17 protein-coding genes are annotated in these 21163 nt (G+C 60.5%); 6 read left to right on the top strand and 11 right to left on the bottom strand.

The window, feature by feature from the left end; all coding sequences use genetic code 11:
• Nucleotides 1-20 precede the first annotated feature (20 nt).
• The 5 genes from LPW11_RS02210 to LPW11_RS02230 all read right to left on the bottom strand — a co-directional run bounded on the left by LPW11_RS02210 (nucleotide 21) and on the right by LPW11_RS02230 (nucleotide 4584).
• Nucleotides 21-413 (bottom strand): FxsA family protein, encoded by a 393-nt coding sequence (locus tag LPW11_RS02210; protein ID WP_230996493.1) that lies wholly within the window; start codon nucleotides 411-413, stop codon nucleotides 21-23.
• A gap of 47 nt (nucleotides 414-460) precedes the next feature.
• Nucleotides 461-1837, bottom strand: a complete 1377-nt coding sequence (locus LPW11_RS02215) for a sigma-54-dependent transcriptional regulator (protein WP_230996494.1) — start codon at nucleotides 1835-1837, stop codon at nucleotides 461-463.
• 284 nt (nucleotides 1838-2121) lie between these two features.
• A complete protein-coding gene (locus LPW11_RS02220; protein ID WP_230996495.1) occupies nucleotides 2122-3366 on the bottom strand; it encodes a pyridoxal phosphate-dependent aminotransferase in 1245 nt (414 codons plus the stop codon).
• Between the two features lie 385 nt (nucleotides 3367-3751).
• Nucleotides 3752-4237, bottom strand: coding sequence for a YchJ family protein (locus tag LPW11_RS02225; RefSeq protein WP_230996496.1), 486 nt, complete (start codon nucleotides 4235-4237; stop codon nucleotides 3752-3754).
• 56 nt (nucleotides 4238-4293) lie between these two features.
• A complete protein-coding gene (locus LPW11_RS02230; RefSeq protein WP_230996497.1) occupies nucleotides 4294-4584 on the bottom strand; it encodes a Dabb family protein in 291 nt (96 codons plus the stop codon).
• A 179-nt stretch (nucleotides 4585-4763) separates the two neighbouring features.
• On the opposite strand from LPW11_RS02230, the gene LPW11_RS02235 reads away from it, so the two are divergent.
• Both LPW11_RS02235 and LPW11_RS02240 read left to right on the top strand, forming a co-directional pair.
• A complete protein-coding gene (locus LPW11_RS02235; protein ID WP_230996498.1) occupies nucleotides 4764-5522 on the top strand; it encodes a GldG family protein in 759 nt (252 codons plus the stop codon).
• Nucleotides 5523-5603: 81 nt separating this feature from the next.
• Nucleotides 5604-5984, top strand: a complete 381-nt coding sequence (locus LPW11_RS02240) for a desulfoferrodoxin (RefSeq protein WP_230996499.1) — start codon at nucleotides 5604-5606, stop codon at nucleotides 5982-5984.
• A gap of 499 nt (nucleotides 5985-6483) precedes the next feature.
• Here LPW11_RS02240 and LPW11_RS02245 read toward each other — a convergent pair whose 3' ends face one another.
• Nucleotides 6484-7941, bottom strand: a complete 1458-nt coding sequence (locus LPW11_RS02245) for a DEAD/DEAH box helicase (RefSeq protein ID WP_230996500.1) — start codon at nucleotides 7939-7941, stop codon at nucleotides 6484-6486.
• 376 nt (nucleotides 7942-8317) lie between these two features.
• Between LPW11_RS02245 and LPW11_RS02250 the strand changes: the two genes are divergently transcribed.
• Both LPW11_RS02250 and LPW11_RS02255 read left to right on the top strand, forming a co-directional pair.
• Nucleotides 8318-9775 carry an ATP-binding protein gene (locus LPW11_RS02250; protein ID WP_230996501.1) on the top strand — a complete coding sequence of 486 codons (1458 nt, stop codon included), beginning with the start codon at nucleotides 8318-8320 and terminating at the stop codon, nucleotides 9773-9775.
• Complete coding sequence (locus LPW11_RS02255) at nucleotides 9772-10443, top strand: response regulator (protein ID WP_230996502.1); 672 nt, start codon at nucleotides 9772-9774, stop codon at nucleotides 10441-10443. The genes LPW11_RS02250 and LPW11_RS02255 overlap by 4 nt, the downstream gene beginning before the upstream one ends.
• Before the next feature lie 318 nt (nucleotides 10444-10761).
• Here LPW11_RS02255 and LPW11_RS02260 read toward each other — a convergent pair whose 3' ends face one another.
• The 3 genes from LPW11_RS02260 to LPW11_RS02270 form a co-directional block, all read right to left on the bottom strand.
• Nucleotides 10762-11070, bottom strand: a complete 309-nt coding sequence (locus tag LPW11_RS02260; RefSeq protein WP_230996503.1) for a hypothetical protein — start codon at nucleotides 11068-11070, stop codon at nucleotides 10762-10764.
• Nucleotides 11071-11210: 140 nt separating this feature from the next.
• Entirely contained in the window at nucleotides 11211-11687 is a 477-nt protein-coding gene (locus LPW11_RS02265; protein WP_230996504.1) for a discoidin domain-containing protein, read from the bottom strand.
• A 194-nt stretch (nucleotides 11688-11881) separates the two neighbouring features.
• On the bottom strand, nucleotides 11882-12496 hold the full coding sequence (locus LPW11_RS02270; RefSeq protein ID WP_230996505.1) for a cytochrome c3 family protein: 615 nt from the start codon (nucleotides 12494-12496) through the stop codon (nucleotides 11882-11884).
• Between the two features lie 559 nt (nucleotides 12497-13055).
• Between LPW11_RS02270 and LPW11_RS02275 the strand changes: the two genes are divergently transcribed.
• Nucleotides 13056-14987, top strand: a complete 1932-nt coding sequence (locus tag LPW11_RS02275) for an OmpA family protein (protein WP_230996506.1) — start codon at nucleotides 13056-13058, stop codon at nucleotides 14985-14987.
• A 161-nt stretch (nucleotides 14988-15148) separates the two neighbouring features.
• Nucleotides 15149-15919, top strand: a complete 771-nt coding sequence (locus LPW11_RS02280; RefSeq protein WP_230996507.1) for a hypothetical protein — start codon at nucleotides 15149-15151, stop codon at nucleotides 15917-15919.
• A gap of 410 nt (nucleotides 15920-16329) precedes the next feature.
• Here LPW11_RS02280 and LPW11_RS02285 read toward each other — a convergent pair whose 3' ends face one another.
• Nucleotides 16330-17556: a hypothetical protein gene (locus LPW11_RS02285; RefSeq protein WP_230996508.1), complete on the bottom strand. Its 1227-nt coding sequence runs from the start codon at nucleotides 17554-17556 to the stop codon at nucleotides 16330-16332.
• Between the two features lie 138 nt (nucleotides 17557-17694).
• Nucleotides 17695-21117, bottom strand: a complete 3423-nt coding sequence (locus LPW11_RS02290) for a cohesin domain-containing protein (protein ID WP_230996509.1) — start codon at nucleotides 21115-21117, stop codon at nucleotides 17695-17697.
• Nucleotides 21118-21163: the final 46 nt, after the last annotated feature.

Below are 21163 nucleotides of genomic sequence, written 5' to 3' on the forward strand. Positions count from 1 at the left end.
GGAAAGAGAGGGCGGAGAACTTAATGACGGCGCATTACGAAGCGGCCGCTGGCGAGCTTTGCCTGCAGCCACAGGCCGAGCCATCTCTTGATGAGGATACGGGTGGCGGGGATGAGAAAGAAGATTCCGAGGAAGTCGGTAAAAAAGCCGGGTGTCATGAGGAGAAGGCCGCCGACCAGGATCAGGAAGGCGTCCAGCAGTTGCGCGGCGGGAAGGTGGCCGTGCCCCAGCTCGCTCCGGATCATGCTGAAGGTCTTGAGCCCCTGACTCTTCACCAGGTACGCTCCGATTGCGCTGATCAGCAGGAGAGCCAACACCGTCGGCACACCGCCGATGACGGAGCCGACCTTGATCAGGAGATAGATCTCGATGACCGGTACGATGAGAAAGACGAGAAAGAGTCGGGAGAACATATATCCTCAACGGTAAAAGTGCCAGTGGTCCGACAGAAACCAGTATTTCATTTTTTCATGTCGATGCCGTACGTCTTGATCTTCCGATGCAGGTTGCTGCGCTCAAGCTCGATGGCGTCTGCGGTCTTCGACACGTTCCAGGCGTTCTCCTCGAGCTTCTGGATGATGAACTCCTTCTCGAATTCCTCCCGCGCCTCGCGCAAAGAGGAGAGCTCCAGCACGCTGTCGAGCTTCCCCCCGCTCGCTTCCCTGTTGCCGCCGTCCGCGCGGATGTAGTCGGGGAGGTGGTTCACCGTTATGGTGCCCCCCGGCGTCATGATGACGAGGCGCTCGACGATGTTCTTCAGCTCCCGCACGTTCCCCGGCCAGTCGTAGCGCTTCATCGCCTCGATAGCTTCCGGGACCATCAACTTGAAGTCTCTACCCTCACGCCTGCAGAAGACGTCCAGGAAGTGCTCGATGAGAAGCGGGATGTCGTCGCGGCGGTCCCTCAATGCCGGCACCTTGAAGGGAACGACGTTGAGCCGGTAGAAGAGGTCCTCCCGAAAGGTGCCGTTGCGGATCTCGTCCTCGAGGTGCTTGTTGGTAGCGGCGACGATCCGTACATCCACTTCCATGGTCCGTGTGCCGCCGACACGCTCGAACTTCCGTTCCTGGAGTATCCTCAGGACCTTCGCCTGGGTCTTCAGCGACATGTCCCCTATCTCGTCGAGAAAGAGGGTGCCGCCGTCGGCGAGGTCGAACTTCCCCTTCTTCTGCGCCACCGCGCCGGTGAAGGCGCCGCGCTCGTGGCCGAAGAGCTCGCTCTCGATGAGTTCTTCGGGAATGGCGGCACAGTTTATCTCCACAAAGGGCTTGTCGCGGCGCTGGCTGTGGTAGTGAACCGAGCGGGCCACCAGTTCCTTCCCGGTGCCGTTCTCGCCGGTGATGAGGACGGAGGCATTTGTGGGAGCGACCATCTGGATCTGGTCCATCAACAGCACCATGGCGGGGGAGGTGCCGATCATCTCGTGACGCTGCAGGACCATGCCGCGCAGGGAAGCGTTTTCCTCCTTCAGCTGGCTGGCGGAGAGGGCGTTCTTTACCGTCAGGAGCACCTTTTCCAGCGAGAGAGGCTTCTCAACGAAATCGTAGGCGCCGAGCTTCGTCGACTTCACGGCTGTCTCGATGGTGCCGTGACCGCTCATCATGATCACCGCCAGGGACGGGTGCTGCTCGCGCAGGGATTTGAGCGTCTCCAGCCCGTCCATCCTCGGCATCCAGATGTCGAGCAGCACCAGCCCCGGAAGCTCGCGTCTGCACACCGCAAGCGCCTCGATACCGTCAGCCGCGCATACGGTGCGGTACCCTTCGTCTTCCAGGATTCCGGCAAGGGAAGAACGGATACCCTCCTCGTCGTCCACTATCAGTATCATCTCGTTCATAGGAACACTTCATCCATACGTGGATTTGTCGAACCAGTATGGGGTGGGCAGGCAGATGCTGAAACCTATCGTAATTGAGTCAGGGCATCCGGATGCGCGCCCACACCGGTTCATCAGGCAGTCGGGGAAAACCCCCTGCCTTGACGGGAGGGGGGCAGGGGGTGGGTGAAGCTCACCTACTGAGCCGGTGGCTCCTTCCCCCCCACCCTGTCCCTCCCCCGCAAGGGGGGCGGGGACGTTACTTCCACGGACTCCTGAGAGTAATTAATTCACTGGATCTGCCGCTAGCCGCGCTCCGCGACATCCGCCTGTTCGGCATCCCACTCGGCTTTGCGCGGTCCTTCGAGGCCGCACTCCTTCGCCAGTGCCTCCCATGCCCCCATGCTTCGCTCGATCATCCCCTTGTCGACGCAGTAGGCGATCCTGAAGTAGCCGGGGGCACCGAATCCGGTTCCGGGAACGAGGAGTATCCGGTGCTTTTGCGCCATCCGTACGAACTCCACGTCGTCTGCCAGCGGGGACTTCGGGAAGAGGTAAAAGGCGCCGTCGGGGCGGACCATCTCGAACCCGAGGCTCGTGAGACCATTATAGAGCAGATCGCGCTTCTCCTGATATGCCTGGATGTCCACGCAGATGTGCTGCAGGCATGCCACCAGCCGCTGCATCAGCGCCGGCGCGTTCACGAAGCCGAGCACCCTGTTGGCGAAAATCGCACCCTCCATGAAGTGGTCAACGCGGTTCATGCGGGGGTTCGCCGCGAGGTACCCGATGCGCTCCCCCGGGAGCGCAAGGTCCTTGCTGTGCGAGGTCACGACGACGCTGTTTTTCACGTACTTGAAGATGCTCGGCACCTGCTTTCCGTCGTAGGTGATGCGCGCGTACGGTTCGTCGGAGATCACGCAGATCTGCCGGCCGTACTCCTGCTCCTTCGCGGCAACGACTTCCCCGAGCGCCTGCAGGCTTTCGGCAGGGTAGATAACGCCGGTGGGGTTGTTGGGGGAGCAGATGATGATCCCTTTTGTCCTCTCGTTGATGGCGTCTTTTATCGCGTCGACATCAAGCTGGAAGGTCTCGCGGTCGGTCCACACCTCCACCGGAACGCCGCCGTGGTTGTCGATGTAGAACTTGTACTCCACGAAGTAGGGAGTGACGATGATAACCTGGTCGCCGGGATTGAGGATCGTCTTCAGCACCACGTTGAGGGCGCCGCCGGCGCCGCAGGTCATGATGACGTGGTTCGCCTGTACCGGGAGCCCGGAGGCTTCACCCAGGATGTGGGCCACTGCGCCGCGCGTTTCCTGGTACCCGGCGTTGCTCATATAGCGATGCATTCCCTGAATCGGGTCGTGCGCGAGCTTGTGGAATTCCTCGTAAAACTCCGCCGGCGGGTCGACATCCGGATTGCCGAGGGTGAAGTCGTACACATTCTCCGCCCCGAACTCCTTGCGAAGCGCCTCCCCTTCCTCGAACATCCTTCTGATCCACGACGAATTCAAGATGAAACCGGCTATTTTAGAGGCAACTGCCATTGTGTACGCTCCTTCCGTGAGATTCGTTTTTTGTAGCACATTTACTCTCTGCGGAGCAAGGCCAACCTCGGTTCGTGAGTCGGTCGACGTTTGAGTGTGATTTCTCCTTGAGTGAGGCGGCGGATGCCGATGTGGGGGTAATGTAGGCCGGAATAAGCGCAGCGTTTCCGGCAGCCTCTCCATCAACTTCGGCATGCCGAAGTGTGAGACAGGGGGGCGGGTGCCACTACTACAAGGCAAATCCCCCCCGTCCCCCCTTCGCAAAGGGGGGAGCCTTGGTTCTCGTGCAGAGCTTTGTGGGAATGTACTCCACGTTCCGGGAATGTTGGGACGCAGTTAAAAAAAGGGGCGAGTCCGTTTGGCTCGCCCCTCTCTCTTTCCGTTCTTATTTACCGCAGCATTTCTTGTACTTCTGGTTGCTGCCACAGGGGCAGGGGTCGTTGCGGCCGACCTTTACGCGGGAGATCGGCTTTTGCCCCACCGTCTTTCCGTCGGTGAAGAACCACTTCTCCTTCTCCTTCTGGAAGAGCGCCAGTTCGTGATGCACCCTTTGGGCACCTTTTTCGGTGTAGCGGGCGATGAACTCCACCTCGCCGGTCGTGTCACCCTCACCGCCGTTGGTGGTGGAGACTATTTCCAGCCCCTCCCACTCTGAACTCTCCGCCCATTCCTTCGTCCCCTCGTGATCGTACCCTTCACGGAATTTGGGGTGGGTCGTTTCAAATATGTAGTCGGTCTCCACCTTTGCATACGCCGAGTAGCGCGACCTCATCAGCGCCTCAGCGGTTGCCGCAGGGCGCACCCCCTTGATAAGAGGCTCACAGCATTCGGCATAGGCGATACCGGTTCCACACGGACACAGCTCCATCATCTAACTCCTTCCTTTCACTTGTTTGTCTTCCAGTTTCTGCACCGTCACAGACCTAGCTACGATTCGAAATCAACGACCGCTACTGCGGCGCTGACACTTCGCATATAGGCGGCAACCTCGTCGGCGTGGTACGGGTGCACCTGGTAGGCGTTGAGGTCCTCCAGGGAGTCGAACTTGGTGATCAGCGCGAGGTCGTAAGAGCGCTCCGAACGGATGACGTCGGTGCCGACCTCAAGGTGGCGCAGCTGCTCCACCTTTCCCTCCATGCTGAGGATCCGTTCCTTCGCTTTCTCAATCGATTCCGCCCCCTGATCCTTCAGTCTGAACAGTACTATATGCGTTATCATGACCCTCTCCTTTGGGAAATTGCAGTTGCGATACACCTTAATACATCGCCCCCGCCGTCTCTGTCAACGCCGCGGTGACTGCGCGAGAGAAAACTTCTTGCACAGTGCAGCGGATGCTGCTATAAGGGACCAACCGGATCATTATTGTCCTGTTTGTGTTCATGAAAAAGGAGGATTAGATGACTTGCTTCACAAGGCTCATGTGTATAATTGTACTGCTCCTCGCACCCCTGACTGCAGCGGCGGATGCGTCCCGTACGGTCCTCTTCGACAACAGTCACGGCGAGAGGTTTGTCATTGACGGCGAAGGGCCGCTGCAGCTTTCCGGCCTTGCCGGTGTTATCCGCTCCGCGGGAGCCCGGGTCGCTGCGAGTGACGAGGCCATCAGCGACACCTCTCTTCAGGGAGCCGATGCACTGGTTATTTCCGGTGCGTTCAGGGCTCTGTCCCAGGCGGAGATTCAAGCGCTGGTCCGCTTCATGGAGCGCGGCGGAAAGGTTGCGGTCATGCTGCACATCGCGCCTCCCCTGGCGACCCTCCTGGAACGGTTGAACATCCGCTACACAAACGGGGTCGTGCAGGAAAACAGCGACGTCATCGACGGCGAGCCGCTCAACTTCAGAGTCAGGCACTTCGGAGACCACGCCATCTTCCGCTCCGTCGAGTCCTTCAGCGTGTACGGTGCCTGGGGGCTCATGGCGGGCGCGACCGGCGGGCGGTCCGTGGCGGAGAGTTCTCCGCAGGCGTGGGTCGATATTGTCGGGGACAAGGTTCAGAGAAGTGAAGAGACTGCGGCCTTCGCGATCGCGGTGGCCGGCAATGTAGGAAAAGGCGGGTACATAGTCTTTGGCGACGATGCCCTCTTTCAGAACAAGTTCCTGGACGAGAACAACAAGGCGCTGGCAGCCAATCTGGCGGCGTGGCTGGTTTCGGAATAGACGTAGACGGCAGCAAAGCCGACAACTTGAAATGACGCGCCTTTTCGAAGGCAGCTAAACCACAGGAAAGAGGAGGGAAAAATGGCAAATGCGTTAGAGATCTACAAGTGTGATGTGTGCGGGAATATTGTCGAAGTCTTTCACCCCGGCGACGGGGAACTGGTGTGCTGTGGCGCCCCCATGGTGCTGAAAGTACCGAACACGGTCGATGCAGCGAAAGAGAAGCACGTGCCGGTCATCGAAAAGGGTAATGGCACCGTCACCGTCAGGGTCGGCAGCATCGCCCACCCGATGGAGGCGGCGCATTACATAGAGTGGATCGAGGTGATCGCCGACGGCAAGATCTACCGCCAGGCGCTGCAGCCGGGGCAGGCGCCGGAGGCGACCTTCCCGATCACGGCGGACAAAGTTACCGCCAGGGAATACTGCAACCTGCACGGCCAGTGGTTGGCAGAGGGGTAGTTCCACCGCACCTTCCGCTACGACTGTTAAGAAAAAACCCCCGTCTCGTGTTGAGACGGGGGTTTTTCGTTCAAGTTCAGCCGAAAATTCGTCCGGACCGGCTTTCTGTGCCCTCAAAGGAGTAGGCGAGGCAAAATCCCCCTGTCCTCCCTTCGCAAAGGTTCATCCGGGAATTCCGGGAATTCAGCCCGGCCCCTTCCGTTGACGTGAGGGGACACTAGTGGCGCCGCGCTGGAGCACAGGCTTCCCAGCCTGTACCGCGGCGCCAGCCGCGCGGTCTGTGGCGGCTGCGCCGCCATCGCAGGCAAGATGCCTACGCTCCAGCGTGGGGCACCCGGATTCTTTGTAGCGCGTTCCCCAGAATTCCCGGAAGCCCCTTCGCAAAGGGGGGAACGCGAGGGCTCCTCCAGCGCTTCGAGGAAACGCCCGGGTGCGCCGCTACAGGCCGGAATATGTAGGCCGGGATAAGCCGCAGGCGTTCCCGGCACATCTGGAGCGTCTAGTTGGAAGCCTTCTTCCCGCCGCCGGATGCCACGTTCCGGCTGGCATGCTGCTGGTGACCGTGGGCGGCCGCGCGTGCGCCGCTTCCTGCGGGACGCTGCCCGCCACCTGCCGGACGCGAGCTTTTCCCTGCCGGCCGCTGGCCGCTCCCTGCCGGGCGGGGCGAGCTTCCCGCGGGGCGCTGGCCGTGCGCCGCCCCCCTCGGGTGGTGTCCCGCCGGACGCTGACCAGCGGCTGCGCCCCCCTGCCCTGCTTCCGTTTTCGGCTTCTGCTTCCCCGGTCCGCGCGGCTCGCGGGGAGGACGGGCAAACTCGGTGTCCTTTGTCGGAGCCGGGACGGTGTAGTCGAATCCGTCGATCTTGCGACGCGCCAGCTTCGACCCCAGGACCCTCTCTATGCTGCGCACCATCGGCTCGTCTTCGGCCGTCACCATGGTGAAGGCGTCGCCGGTCTTGGCGGCGCGCCCCGTCCTCCCTATGCGGTGGGTGTACGCCTCCGGGGTGTCCGGGATGTCGTAGTTGATGACATGGGAGATAAGGGAGACGTCGATGCCGCGGGCGGCAATGTCTGTCGCGACCATTATCTGGTAGGTGCCGTCCCGGAAACCGTCGAGCGCCGCCTGACGCCTGTTCTGGGAGAGGTTCCCCTGCAGGGAGGTGGCCTTGTACCCCGATTTTTCCAGCTGCTCGCCGATCCTCTTCGCGCGGTACTTCGTCTTGGTGAAGATGAGGACGCTTTCGGTGTCGGTATGGCGCAAAAGCTCGAAAAGGAGCGGCGTCTTCAGGTGCTGCGGAACGGGGTAAAGTGCGTGGGTCACGGTCATGGCGGGGGCGATGCGGCTCACCTGCACTGTCGTCGGCTTCACCAGTATCTCGTGGGCGAGACGCTTGATGTCATCCGGCATCGTCGCCGAGAAAAGAAGGTTCTGCCGCGAGGTCGGGAGCACCCTCAGGATCTTGCGCACGTCGGGGAGAAAGCCCATGTCGAACATCTGGTCGGCCTCGTCGAGGACCAGCATCTCCACCTTGGAAAGGTTCACCGTGCCTTGGCTTATGTGGTCCAGAAGACGTCCCGGGCAGGCTACGACGATCTCGGGACCTTCCTTCAGGCGCTTGATCTGTGTATTGATATTGACGCCGCCGTAGACGGTAATGCTCTTCAGGCGGGTATGCTTTCCCATGGCGTTGAGGGCGTCGTTTATCTGTTCCGCGAGTTCGCGCGTCGGGGCGACAACCAGGGCGCGCAGCACCCCCCTTTCTCCCTGCATGAGGCGGTGCAGCATCGGAAGACCGAATGCCGCCGTTTTGCCGGTTCCGGTCTGGGCGAGTCCCATCACATCCTGTCCTGCCATCACCGTCGGTATTGCCTGCAGCTGAATCGGCGTCGGGGCGACGTAACCGAGCTCCTCGACTCCGGTTTGAATCTGGGGGTGCAAATTGAAGCTTTTGAAATCCACTGATACTCCTTAGGTTCTGTTTTTCCTACAAAAAAACCCCAGCAGGCTGATTGGCCCCTGGGGTCCACAACGATACAGCTGCTGAACTTTAACACATATGGGAGAAAAGGTGCAACCTTTGCCGCCCGAAGTTGCATATACAGTGGAATCGGATGATCCGGTCCGCCGCTACTGCTGTTGAGCCGCAGGATGGGACAGGCACTTTTGATAGAGTGCCTGTCCCCTTTCCTGTGAAAATGGAAGAATTAAGGAAATGTCGGAGAGTATGGAAGATGGCGTGGCGTGTTTTATATAGCTGTGCTAAATAATGGCTGATCCGGCAACTCCGGAAGGAAATAGCGTCACAATAAAAGGTGCATCTTATCAGGGAGCGCCCATGAAGATCATGATCAAATACCGGCTTTTCCTCGCCATCCTCGCCGCCACGACTGCGGTGGTGGTGTCGATGTATCTCATCATGCAGTGGAGCTTCAGTCAGGGCTTTCTCTCCTACATCAACAAGGTGGAGGCCGAGCGCCTCGACAAACTCGCCGAGCTTCTGGAAGACAGCTTCCAGAAGCAGGGAAACTGGTCAACGCTCGAGCGTGATCCGGGCGCGTGGCAGTTGCTCCTCACCGAGAGCCTGCGCCGGGACGGGGGGGACCAGGAGTCGGAGAGGGACCGCCGCCGCCCCCCCGAGGACGGGAAGCCCGCGCCTCCGTCACGCCACGCATCCCGCATGGGGAACCGCTTCGAGGCGCGGGTCCTCCTCCTCGACGCGCAACGGCACAAGGTTGCCGGGGCGCCGGCTCCAACGCAGCCTGCAGGAGAACAGCCGACCTACCGGGCGATCACCTCGGCAGGGAAGGCGGTAGGCTACATCGGGGTCCTCCCGCGAAAGCACCTCACCGACACGCGGCAGCTGCGCTTCCTCAAGGAGCAGAAGGTCGCCATGGGGATGATCGCGGGAGTCATGTTCCTGGTGAGTGCGGCTATCTCGCTCCCCCTGGCGAACAACCTCGTGCGCCCCATCAAGGACCTTGCCCTCTCCATCCACGCCCTGGCATCCGGACGGTTCGACACCAGGGTTGCGGTCTCCAGCGCCGATGAGCTCGGCCAGCTCGGGAAGGATTTCAACGCGCTCGCGCTCTCTCTGGAAAAAAACGAGCAGGCGCGCCGCCAATGGGTCGCGGACATCTCACACGAGCTGCGCACCCCCCTTTCCGTCCTGCGGGGAGAGATCGAGGCGATCCAAGACGGCGTGCGGGAAGCGACGCCGGAGAGCATCCGTTCCCTGCACATGGAGGTCATGCACTTAAGCCGCCTCGTCGACGATCTCTATCAACTCTCCCTTTTCGACGTCGGCGCCCTCACCTATCGCAAGAGGGATCTGGATCTGGCCGAGGTGCTCCGGCACGCAGTCGAGTCGTTCCGGGGGGAATTCGAGCAGAAGAAGATCGACCTCGACGCGCAATTGTCCGCCGCTTCCCGCTTCCCTGTCTATGCCGACGAGCAGCGCCTGCTCCAGCTCTTCGACAACCTGCTGGACAACGCGCTAAAATACACTGACCCCGGCGGAGTCCTTGCCGTGCGAATGACCCGGCAGGAGGGACGGGCGGTGATCGACTTCCAGGACAGCGCGCCGGGAGTGGAGCCCTCCGAGCTCGGCCGGCTCTTTGACCGCCTCTTCAGGGTGGAAAGCTCGCGCAACCGCGCGCTTGGTGGAGCCGGTCTCGGGCTCTCCATCTGCAAAAACATCGTGGAGGCGCATGAGGGGACGATAGAAGCGCATGCCGCGCCGCAGGGGGGAGTATGGATCAAGGTGGAACTTCCGATGACAGGAGGCCGCGCATGAGCGGGAAGATTCTCATAGTAGAGGACGAAGAGAAACTTGCAGCACTTCTGAGGGATTACCTGAAGCAGGCGGGGTTCGAGTCGCAGTGGATAGGGGATGGTCTGCAGGTAGTGCCGCACGTAAAGGGAGAGATGCCGGATCTCATGCTCCTCGACCTGATGCTCCCCGGCCGCAACGGCCTCGACATCTGCAAGGAGATCCGCACCTTTTCCAACCTGCCGATAATCATGATAACGGCCAGGGTGGAAGAGATCGACCGGCTCCTCGGGCTGGAGCTTGGCGCCGACGACTACATCTGCAAGCCCTTCAGCCCCCGCGAGGTCGTGGCCCGCGTCAAGACGGTGCTGCGCAGAGCAACAGAGCAGCCGCCGGTTGCGGCAAAGGAGCTCATGCTCGATCCGGACCGGTACCGCGCGGTGCTGCACGGCCAGGAGCTCGACCTGACCGCGGTGGAATTCAAGCTGCTCCACTTTCTCTATTCCAATCCGGGGCGCATCTACTCACGCACGCAGCTAATGGACAGGATCTACTCGGACCAGCGGATAGTGAGCGACCGCACCATCGACAGCCACATCAAGAAGCTGCGGAAAAAAATTGCGCAGGCGGCGCCCGACGAGGAGCTTATTCACTCTATATATGGGGTGGGATATAAGTACGAGGTGGAATAGGCAAAAGCTTTGTCCGCAGATTACGCAGATTTCGCAGATTACTTTCTAGGAGAGGGAACTTTCGCAGGAGAAAATTGAGTTCGGTGGAAAGGGCTCTTTTCGTAAATTTTGCTTATAATCTGCGCGAGCCTGCGTATTCGAGGTGGAACAAAAAAGGAAAAAGGGTTTGTCCGCAGATTACGCAGATTTCGCAGATTTCATTCCTGAAAGAGGAACTTACGCAGGAGAGAGTTGAGCTCAGTGGAAGAGCCCTTTTGTCATAGATTTTGTTTTTAATCTGCGTCAATCTGCGTAATCTGCGGACAAAAGCCTTCAGGTTTATAGAAGCTGCACTTCACTCACCCGCACGACAAGCACATCCTGCCGGAAGGCGCGGCAGAGGTGTTCGCGGTAGGCCTGCCACCAGGCGCGATCGAGGACATCGGTCATTACCTCGTAAATCACGATATCGTCCTGCACCGTTGAGTCTTCCGTTTCCTTCCACAGCCCCCGAGCCGGCGAGCGCACGTAGGTGGTGATCCCGCCGAAACGATCGGTAAGCTCGTCTCTCACCGTTACAAAATCCTTCTGGGTGAACTCCTTCCCGTTGTTGTCATAAAGGGGAAGAAGGATCTGAATGAGATGCACGCTAGCTCCTTCTTTCACTTACTTTCTAAAGGGAGTGCCCGGTACCGCCTGACTGCGTCCCTGCGGTGTGCGGCGCAGCCGCCACGACTTCGACAGCCGCGCCGCTCATATCCCCGGGCATCGTCCCCCTTTTGCCTGTATCACGTGCTTCCGGCGATCTTCAGTTTGGCAATACTGGCGCGGGCGCTCCCTCCGCTCATGTCAGGGACGATCTTTAATTCGAGCGCCACCACCCCCGAAAGGTCGACGGTGTACTCCTCGACCTCTTCCGTGCTGTTGGGCAGGCTGAAGTTGTACTGCTGCCGCACGATGTCGTGATAGGTACTGTTGTCGGCGGACCAGCGCAGCAAAAACTCCTGGGTCCGCTCCCGCTCATCCTCGCGAAAGGCGAGAAGGATGCGGGTCATACGCAGCGGCCGCTCGAATAGAAGCCGGACCGTCTGCTCCCCCGGCTCTGCAGCCCGCCACCCGGTCCCTCCGTCACGCAGCGCCCCTTCCAGGCGATGTGACGGAGACTCCGAGGTAAGTTCTGCCTGGGCGAGCATCTCCAGGTCGAGCCAACCCTCTCCTGTCGGCAGCACACCCTGTATCTCCGGCGCAATGATCGTTTTACGCATGCAGATCTCCTCTGAGCGAGTTTTTTTACTCGAATAACGATACAGAAAGAATGTGGAATTACAAACGGCGAGGGAGATGGCGGCTGACGGAAAGGTGGAAGAGGAAAGTGAAAGAGACGTCCCCTGAAGGACGTCTCTCTTTCTTCTCGCTATTTGTGCGGCCCGGGTTCGGCAGCCCGGGAGGGTCGACAGCGCTACTTGTTGTGGCAGGTCAGACACAGGGCGCTTCCCCTGTCGCTCATCACCAGGTGCCCCTTCTCCTTGTTGAAGGGGTCATGGCAGGTAAGGCACCCTACCTTCCCGTTGACGAGAATCATCTTCGACCTGCCGAAAATCGGCTTGTAGTCCTCGGCACGTGCTGCGTACATTGCGTAATCCATCCCGATGGGGTGATCCGCACTGTTATCCCGAAGCCCCTTGTGTACCCGCTTCATGGGGTCGTTCTTCAGGTTGATGGTGATGTTGCTGGCGCCGGAGCCGTCATGGCACCCCAGGCAGTCGATGCTTAAGGGATCGACGCCGATGCGGTTCGACAGCTCCTTCGCGCTCGGGCTCTCCTCGTCGAAGGAGAAGAGAGAAGCTTCCTGCACGTTGCTGTACATCTCCTCGACCGCGCTGAGCTCCGTGGTCACCTTCCCGCTCTGCACCTCGGCGATCTTTTGCATGTAACGCTGACGGAAGGAAACCTTGTCCATCTGCAGCGTGAACGCGCACGTTTCGCCGCTCTTGGACATGCCGTAAGGGAGCTGGAAAGCCTTCAATTCCACCGCTCCGGAGAGAAGGCTGAAGGCGAGGCCTCCCACCATCATAGCGCGTACCGAACTCCTTGATCTCTTCCTGGCGACACGCATATAGCACCTCCTTGCAATGGATTCTGGCTATACCATTACAAGGCCGGTACCGATTCTTCAGGGCCGTCTATATACGCTGGAAGATGCTGTTTACCCGACTCTTTTTCCTCTGCGAGAAAATGCTTTTGATATCCTTTCTCAGAATTTGCTGTTCATTAGCTGCACAAAAAAAGGCGACCTATTTTTCCCCACGGCCCCCTTCCAACGGAAATCGGTATCAACGCAGCGCACCCTGTTCCTGTTTCTCCGGCCGGACCGCGATTTGGCGGGACCTGTGCAGAACTTGCACAAAAAGTGGCGACCTATTTTCCGATTTTGTGAATATGGGCATCTCCGGCTGTGGACTTCCGAGGGAGAATCATCCTCATTACACAATTTTTGGGTGTGCTTTCTTGCTAATCTTGATTCTGGTAAGGATACTATTAGCACCATGTCATATTCATCTTGACAATGGTTGTCGTATCAGATAGACAAGAAAAGCCTAAAAGGTTTTTACTGGAACGGCAAGGGGAGTTTAGTGAGAAGGCGCATCTCTTTCGGCTTCATTCTAATAACGCTGTTAAGCTCTGCTTATCAAGCGCGCGGAGAAGATCTACCGACGTCTCTCTCTCTGATTCTCTCTACTGGGGGTTACACTCTCAGTTCCCAGGACAATCTAAAAAGCGGCATCGGCTATGACATCCGGCTCGGATATGACATCATAGGCCGGGGCATCAGTGACAGTATCGGCATCGAAGGTGGTGTGTCGTACATCCCCACCAAATCCTCCAAAGACGATTCCACTGTCGACGCATTCCTTGTCAGAGGGGATGCGATCTACAGCTTTTTCCCCCGCAAGAGAATAGTCCCCTTTCTCAGCGTCGGCGGCGGCGCGCTCATCACCAGCGGCTCTGCGGATTCGACGACCACCCCCCTCTTCGCCTACGGCGCCGGGATGAAGTACTTCCTCAAGGAGTACCTGGCGCTGCGTCTGGACCTGCGCCACAACCTTCTCTACGATCAGGGGCTAAAGAGCGACTTCCAGTACACCGCCGGGGTCAGCATGAGCCTCTTCCGCGACAAGAAGCTAAAGCGCCTCCCGGTGGTCGATTCCGACGGTGACGGTGTACCCGACGATACCGATCGCTGCCCGGCCACCCCGAAGGGGGTGAAGGTGGACAAGAACGGCTGTCCGTCCGATGCCGACGGCGACGGCGTTGCCGATTCCCTCGACAAGTGCCCGGACACTCCGAAAGGGGTGGCAGTCGACAAGAAGGGGTGCCCGCTCGAACAGCTCCCCCCCGTCCCCCCGGCGATTCAACAGGAGCGCGAGCGGCAAAGGGAGATCGAAGAGCAGAAGCGCCTCGAGAAGCAGAAGGAGCTCGAGGAACAGAAACGTCTCGAGAAGCAGCGCGAGCTCCAGGAGCTCACCCCTGCGCCGGAGCCGAAGCCCGAAGTGAAGCCGGAGCCGAAACCGGAGGTCGCGCCGGAAGGAAAGCCTCAGGCGAAGCCGGAAGGGACGCCGGCAACAAACGGCGCTCCTGCCAAGCCCGCAACAAACGGAGCACCTGTCCCCCCTGCAACGAACGGGGCCAAGGCCGCCCCGGCAACGAACGGTGCGCAGCCCCAGCCGAAGCAGGCGCAGAAGGCACCGCAGACGGCGCCCCCGAAGAAGGAGCAGGAGCCGCGCGTCGCCGCCCCTGCAGTCCCGGCCGCACCTGCGGTCCCTGCTGTGCCTGCGGCTCCTGCGGCAACGGCGAAGCCGGTCGTCCCTTATCCCTCTTTCGTACAGGGCGCGCCGAGTTCAGCGAAGGTTCCGAGGCCGGCGCTCAGAAAGCCGCTGAGGCCCCCTGCAGCGCCCGTCGTGCCTGCGCCGCAGCCCGAGCCGGAGAAGCATTCGAAACTGCTGAAGGAAATGCGCCACGAATTGACGGTGCCGACCGAAAGCGAGCGTGCCAAGGAGCTCCTCGTCCAGGCTCCCGCTCCGCGGCCGCAGCCGGCGCCGCAGGTGAAATCGTCGGAAATCGCATCCGAGCCCACCCTCTCCACGCTGAAGAAGGCTCGGAAGGTGACGAGCCAGGACAAGTGCCCCGACACCCCCCTTGAAGAACTCGTCCAGAGGGAACATGCGGACATGACCGCTACGGTGCTTTTCAAGACCGATAGCGCCGAGGTTTCGCCGCGCTTCCTGCCGCGCTTGCAGGAAATCGCCGAATTCGCCCGCGCGCACCGCGACCTGCCGGTGTACATCGAGGGGCATGCCGACAATCACGGGAGCCCCGGATACAACCTGCAGCTATCCCTGCGCAGGGTCAAGGCGATCAAGGAGATTCTGGTGAGCCGGTTCAAGCTCCAGGCGGCAAAGATGGTGCTGGTCGGCAAAGGGTGCACCATTCCTGTCGACGACAACAGAAAAGACAATGGCAGGGCGAAGAACAGGCGAGTCATCATCGAGATGAAACAGCAGTAGTATCCATTCCGCAGAAACTATCGGTCAATGCCGCATTTCTGAATACAATAAGTCTTTCAAAAAGGTACGGAATAGGGTAAAACCGTACCTTGCCTCAGCCCAGACAGAGTCGTTCCATAGACAGCGCCGTGGGCTGCCAAATCTCTCTGAGGAGTCTGTACATGGAAAGAAAGAACACTTTGTTGACCGCAGGGCTGACGCTTGCAATCGCAGTCGGATCCCTTAGCGGATGCGCCACTGCCCCCACCAAGGCAGCAGCTCCCTCCCAGCCTGCTCCCGCAGCAAAGCAGGAGGCAAATGCACCGAAGCAGGCAGCGGCAAGCGCAGGGCCTGTGCTGGCCGGTAAGGTAGTCGAGACGATGGACGGCGGCGGGTATACCTACGTGCTGCTCGAGAAGGACGGGAAGCAGGGATGGTCCGCGATCCCGCAGACGAGTGTCAAGGTCGGCGACAACGTCGTCCTCATCCCCGGTATCGACATGGGGAACTTCAGAAGCAACGCGCTGAAGCGCAACTTCGAGAACATCCACTTCTCCGCCGGCATTCAGGACGGCGCAGGCAAGGCAGAGGCAAAGCCGGCCGCACCGGCAGGCGCAGCAGCACCGGCTGAAGGCGCAGCAGCGCTCCCGCCGGGGCATCCGCCGCTTCCGAAAGGGAACGGGGCGAAGGCACCGGCACCGGCTGCCGCGGCACCTGCCGCAGCACCTGAGACGATCAGCGGGAAGGTCGTGGAAGCGATGAATGCCGGCGGCTACACCTACCTCAACCTGGAGAAAGGCGGGAAGAAGACCTGGGTGGCCATTCCGCAGGAAGATGTGGCAGTCGACTCCCAGGTGTCGGTGGAGTCCGGTTCGGTTATGCCCTCCTTCTCCAGCAAGAGCCTGAAGCGCACCTTCGAAAACATCATCTTCTCCCCGGGGCTTGTGAAGTAAGTTCCGCGGAAAAGAGCGAAAGCAAGAAAGGCAGGGGACCAGCTCCCCTGCCTTTTTTCGTTTAAAGCCTTGTTGTCCGCAGATTACGCAGATTCTCGCAGATTAGAATCCTGATCATCAAAGGACTGGGATTGAAGGCAGGGTACGAATCCGCCATCCCAGATTACAAAAATCTGCCGCCCCGCCTTTCTTCGTTTAAAGCCTTGTTGTCCGCAGATTACGCAGATTCTCGCAGATTAGAATCCTGATCATCAAAGGAGTGGGTTTGAAGGCAGGGTACGAATCCGCAATTCCAGGTTTGCAGAAATCTGCGTAAATCTGCGTAATCTGCGGACAAAGCTTCTCGCCTTTCGACACAAAAAAAGCCCGCCGGGAAGGCGGGCTTTTTCATTTGGTCTAACTGCTTCTACTTAGTTCAGCACAGTTACCGGTCCGTCCTCTACGGTGACGGTCGCTCCGGTGAGAGTTACGGAGGAGAGATCCACTACCTTCACATTGGAGACTACCATGGAGCTCGCCGGTACATTCGCCGTCTTCGGCACTTCGAGGTAGATCGTACCGAACTGGCCGTTGCCGAACTGCGTGGGGGCGTAGAGGCCAAGGGTGACGACCTCCGACTTCACGTACCCGAGGAGCGCCGCATCACTGCTGGATGCCAGCACGCCGCTCTTGAAGAGAGCCGCGCTGCTCAGGTCGCCGTTTGCCACGCCGAGCCCGGTCAGTGCTACGTCTGCCTGGAGACCGGCGATGACGGCACCGGTGACGCCGGAGACATTGAGATAGTAGCTCACCAGCTTGTTGCTGGAGGAAACACCGGTCACCGGGGCGAGATTCGCCTTCGCCGCAGTGTCGGAAGCGAGAACGGTGCTCGTGTTCGGTCCTGCAAGAAGGTCGTTTACAGCGGTGACGAGATCAGCCTTCACGCCGTAGGAGGAGATGGTCGCGGCGGCCGAGCCGGAGCTCAGGGTGACGGCGCTGCTGAGCGTGGCAAGGGAGTTCTGCAGGTCTGCCGAAGTCGGAGTCGAAGTGGCGGCGTTCGCCACATACTGGGAAACGAGGGCAAGAACCTCTGTGTACTTCTGCTGCGCCGGAGTCGCGGCTTTCAGTGCAGTGGCTTCGAAGGCGACCGGTTTGGTGCTGATGATGTTGTCCACCTGGAAAACGCTCGCCACGTCAGTGTTCGCCGCGGCGATGGCGCCAACGGAGAGCTTGCCGTCGACGGTAGCCTTGCGTACCGCAAGATCGGTAAGGGGGGTGACCACAACGGTGGTCGCAGTGGCAGCAGACGGCACCGCTGCTTTCAGCGGAGCGTCGGCGGGGACCGTAACGGTCGCGTTGGTGGCCTCGTCGGTGTAGGTACCGAACGCCTCCACAAGGATCGCCCCGGTGTAGGGGGTGCCCAGGTCGGTGGAGTACACGCCGCCGGCCTTGACCGTGTCTTCCTTCAGGAGAGTCTTCGTGCCGTCCTGTGCGACGCCGTAGATCCGCACGGTGCTGCCGCTGGTGAATATGCCTTTGGACACGACGCCGCTGACCACGGTGTTTTCAACCTTGGAACCGCCGCCACCACCGCAGGCACCGAGCATGCCGACCACGGCACCGAAAAGAAGTACCTGCAGCCCTTTCTTAAGAGTCATCTTTCTAACCTCGCTTGTTTGAGACATGGATCGTAACCTCGCTCGTTGATGTGGATACCCTATGCTACCTTCCAGTGACTACAGCGGCAGCCCAGGGGGCTCCGCCAGCCGAAGCTGATGGAGCCCCCTGGCAGAGTCCTACTTGTAGTTACCTACCGCATAGTTCAGCAGCACGATGACATCGCTGATGTCGATGCTGCCGTCCGGTGCAGGCTTGCTGCCAACGTACGGTGCCAGGTCGAGTACGCTGTCCGCGTCGGTCTTGGTGTCGGCGCCGATGGTGATGCGAAGCGCCTTCAGGACGTCCTGGATGGTGTACTTCTGGTAACGGATGTTGCGCGTCATGGAAGTGGTGTTGCCGGTAGCATCGGTGACCGTTGCGGTGACCGCATAGGCCTTCTCATCGGCAAAGGAGATCGTTTGCTTAAATATTCCGTCTGCGTCGAGTGCAAGTGCCGGGTTGACGGTCACGCCGTCGACCGCGAGCTTCACGCTGAACTCCACATTGCTGTAGGCGGAGTTGTCGAACTTGGCCAGACCCTGCACCTGGTAGTCCGCGAACCTGGTGACGATGTCCTTGGACGGATCGGTGATGGAAAGGGTCGGAGCCTTGTCGACGTACAGTACCGATCTCTTCACGGAAGAGGCGGTGTTCCCGGCGAGGTCGGTGGCATCGACCTGGATCGTGTTGAGACCGGCAAGGAGAGGACCGACGGAGAGAGTGAAGACGTTGCCGTTCATGGAGGCCGCATTGGCCGCGGCGCCGTTCAGGGAGACCTTTACTGTGCCTTCGGTCACCTCACCGGTAACGGTGACGAAAGTGACGTTGGTGATGGCACCTTCCGTCGGGGTGACCTTGTCGATGACCGGTGCCGTGGTGTCGAGGTTGATGGTACGGGCAACGGTCGTGCTGTTTCCAGCGACGTCAGTGGCAACGATAGTGATCGTGTTGGCCCCGGCGACCAGCGTCACAGAGGTGGTGAAGTTCCCGTTGGTTTCCGGGACGACCGGAGTGGCCTCGCCGCCGTTCAGGCTAATGGTGAGCGCGGAGAGGCCGCTCTCCGCGTCGGTGACGTTGCCGGAGATGTTCTGAACCGCATCAGCGGTGTAAGTATTGTTTTCCAGCATGGAGGGGAGCAGAACCGGTGCGGTGAGATCAACGACAACGGTTGCGCTGGAGAATGCGGAGACGTTTCCTGCCGCGTCCTTCACCCAGGCGTACAGCGTCTTGGAGCCGGCTGCCGCAACGGTGTAGGAGGCCGGGGCTGTGGTGCTCCAGCCAGAGGTTGGTGCTGTTGCGCTCTCGGTGATGAGGTAGCCGGCGACGCCGGAACCGGTGCTGTCGCTCGCCACGAAGGCCACCGGAATGGTCAGCGTCTTCACGAAGGAAGGAGCGGTGAAGGTGGTGACAGTCGGAGCGATCGTGTCGATGGAAACGGTTGCCGACTTGGAGGCGGAAACGTTACCCGCCGCGTCCTTCGCCCAGGCGTAGAGGGTGAAGTTCCCGTCCCCGCTCACGGTGAAGGTGGTCGGAGCAGTCGCGTTCCACCCGGTCGCGCCTGCCAGCGGAGCCACGTCGGACTCGGTGATCAGGTATCCGGTCACGCCGCCGAGGTCGGAGGCGGTGATGCTTACGTTGACGGTGCGGGTGGTGCTTGCTGCCGCGGTGAAGGCGGAGACCACCGGAGCGGTGCCGTCGGTGAAGGTAAGGGAGATAGTCCTGGCAACGGAGACGTTCCCCACCGCGTCCTTGGCCCACGCGTAGAGCGTCTTGGTGCCGAAGCCGCTGACGGTGAAGCTGGCGGGAACGGAAGCGCTCCACCCGGTGGCGGATGCTGCCGGAGCGGTGGAGGACTCGGTCACCAGGTACCCGGTGACGCCGATGTTGTCTGTGGCGGTGATGGCGATGCCGGTGGCGGTCAGGGTAACGGAGTCGGCCGTTGCGGTGAAGGCGGTGACGACCGGGAGCTCCGTGTCGGGCAGAGTGATGACGATGGTCGCGCTCTTCACTGCGGAGACGTTCCCTGCGGCGTCCTTCGCCCAGGCGTACAGGGTCTTGCTCCCCCCGGTGCTGACGGTGTAGCTGGCGGGCACGGTGCTGCTCCAGCCGGAGGCGGATGCAGAGGGCTTCGTGGAGCTCTCGGTGATCAGGTAACCGGTGACGCCGCCTGCGGCATCGTCGGTGGCGGTGAAGGAGGTCACGGCGACGGCGAGGGTGGTGCCGGTAGCCGGGATAGTGAAGGCGGACACGGTCGGGGCGGTGGTATCGACGATGTTCAAATTCACGCTTCTCGAGGTGGAGACGTTCCCGGCGGCATCCTTGGCCCAGGCGTACAGGGTCTTGGAACCGTAAGTGGTGAAGATATAGGAGGTGATGGAGGTTTTCCACCCGGCGTCGGTTGCGCTCGGAGCGGTGGCGCTCTCGGTGACGAGGTAGCCGGTTACGCCCTTGTTGTCGGTAGCAATGAGGCTGGTGATGGCAGCGGACATGGTGCTGGAGACCGCGGAGGCGTTGAAGGACGTCATGACCGGCACTTCGGTATCGGGGAGGTTGATGACAACCGCCGCGGTCTTGGCTGTCGAGACATGGCCGAGAGCATCTTTTGCCCACGCGTAGAGCGTTGTAACGCCGATACCGCTGGCGGTGAAGCTAGTGGGTGCGGCTGTCGTCCAGCCGGAAGCGGTCGCCGACGGCGCGGTGGCGCTTTCGGTGATCAGGTAGCCGGTGACGCCGATGTTGTCGGTTGCGGTGAGTGCCGTGACGGGCACAACCAGCGTGGTGACCGGGCTCGTTACCGTGAAGGTCTGCACCGCAGGCGCTGCGGTGTCGACAGTGGTGAGCCCCGACCTGCTGGCGAGATTGCCTGCCGCGTCCTTGACCCATAGATACAAGGTCTTAGCGCCGTCGCTCGTGAAGGAATAGCTCGTCGGAGCGGTCCCTGCCCAGCCGGTGTCCGTAAGGCTCGGGGTGGAGGTGGACTCGGTCAGGAGCCAGCCGGTTACGCCGACGTTGTCACTGGTGGTGGTGCTGACGGCGATGGTGCGGGTGTCGGATGTGCTGGGGATGACGAAGCCGCTGATGGTCGGAACCGTGGTGTCGGGAAGGGTGATGGTACTCCCGGTACCGGAGATGGAGACATCGTTGCCATCCGGGTCTGAGGCGGAGGGTACGTTCAGGATGACGGGGGTGCCGGTAGCGGTGGAGGAGATGGCAAAGGTGACGTTGGCGACGACGCCGTCGCCGATCGAAGTGGTGTTGAGGGCGTACACCCCGACGACGTAGCGCGCGGAATTCACCTGGACCGGGTTCACCGTCTTGCTGGCGGCGGTCCCGGCCGGGCCCAAGGTCGCGCCTGTCGGCGTCAACACCGCAGGGTCGTAGTCGAGCTGCACCTCGCACGCCCCGATGTTTGCTCCGTTCGTTGTGAGGGTCACCGGGATGGTGACCGATTGCCCCTGCACTCCGCTCACGTTCCCCAGACTGAGCGTGGGGCCCGCAGCGAAGGCGGACGCTGCTGACAGCAGCAGCATGATGGCCACGAATAAACTCTTCAACCGCATACTTCCTCCTTACAAAGATTTTCAGATACTGAAACTGAACCGTCAG

Origin of the sequence: Geomonas sp. RF6 (genome assembly GCF_021044625.1) — a bacterium.
Taxonomy (GTDB): domain Bacteria; phylum Desulfobacterota; class Desulfuromonadia; order Geobacterales; family Geobacteraceae; genus RF6.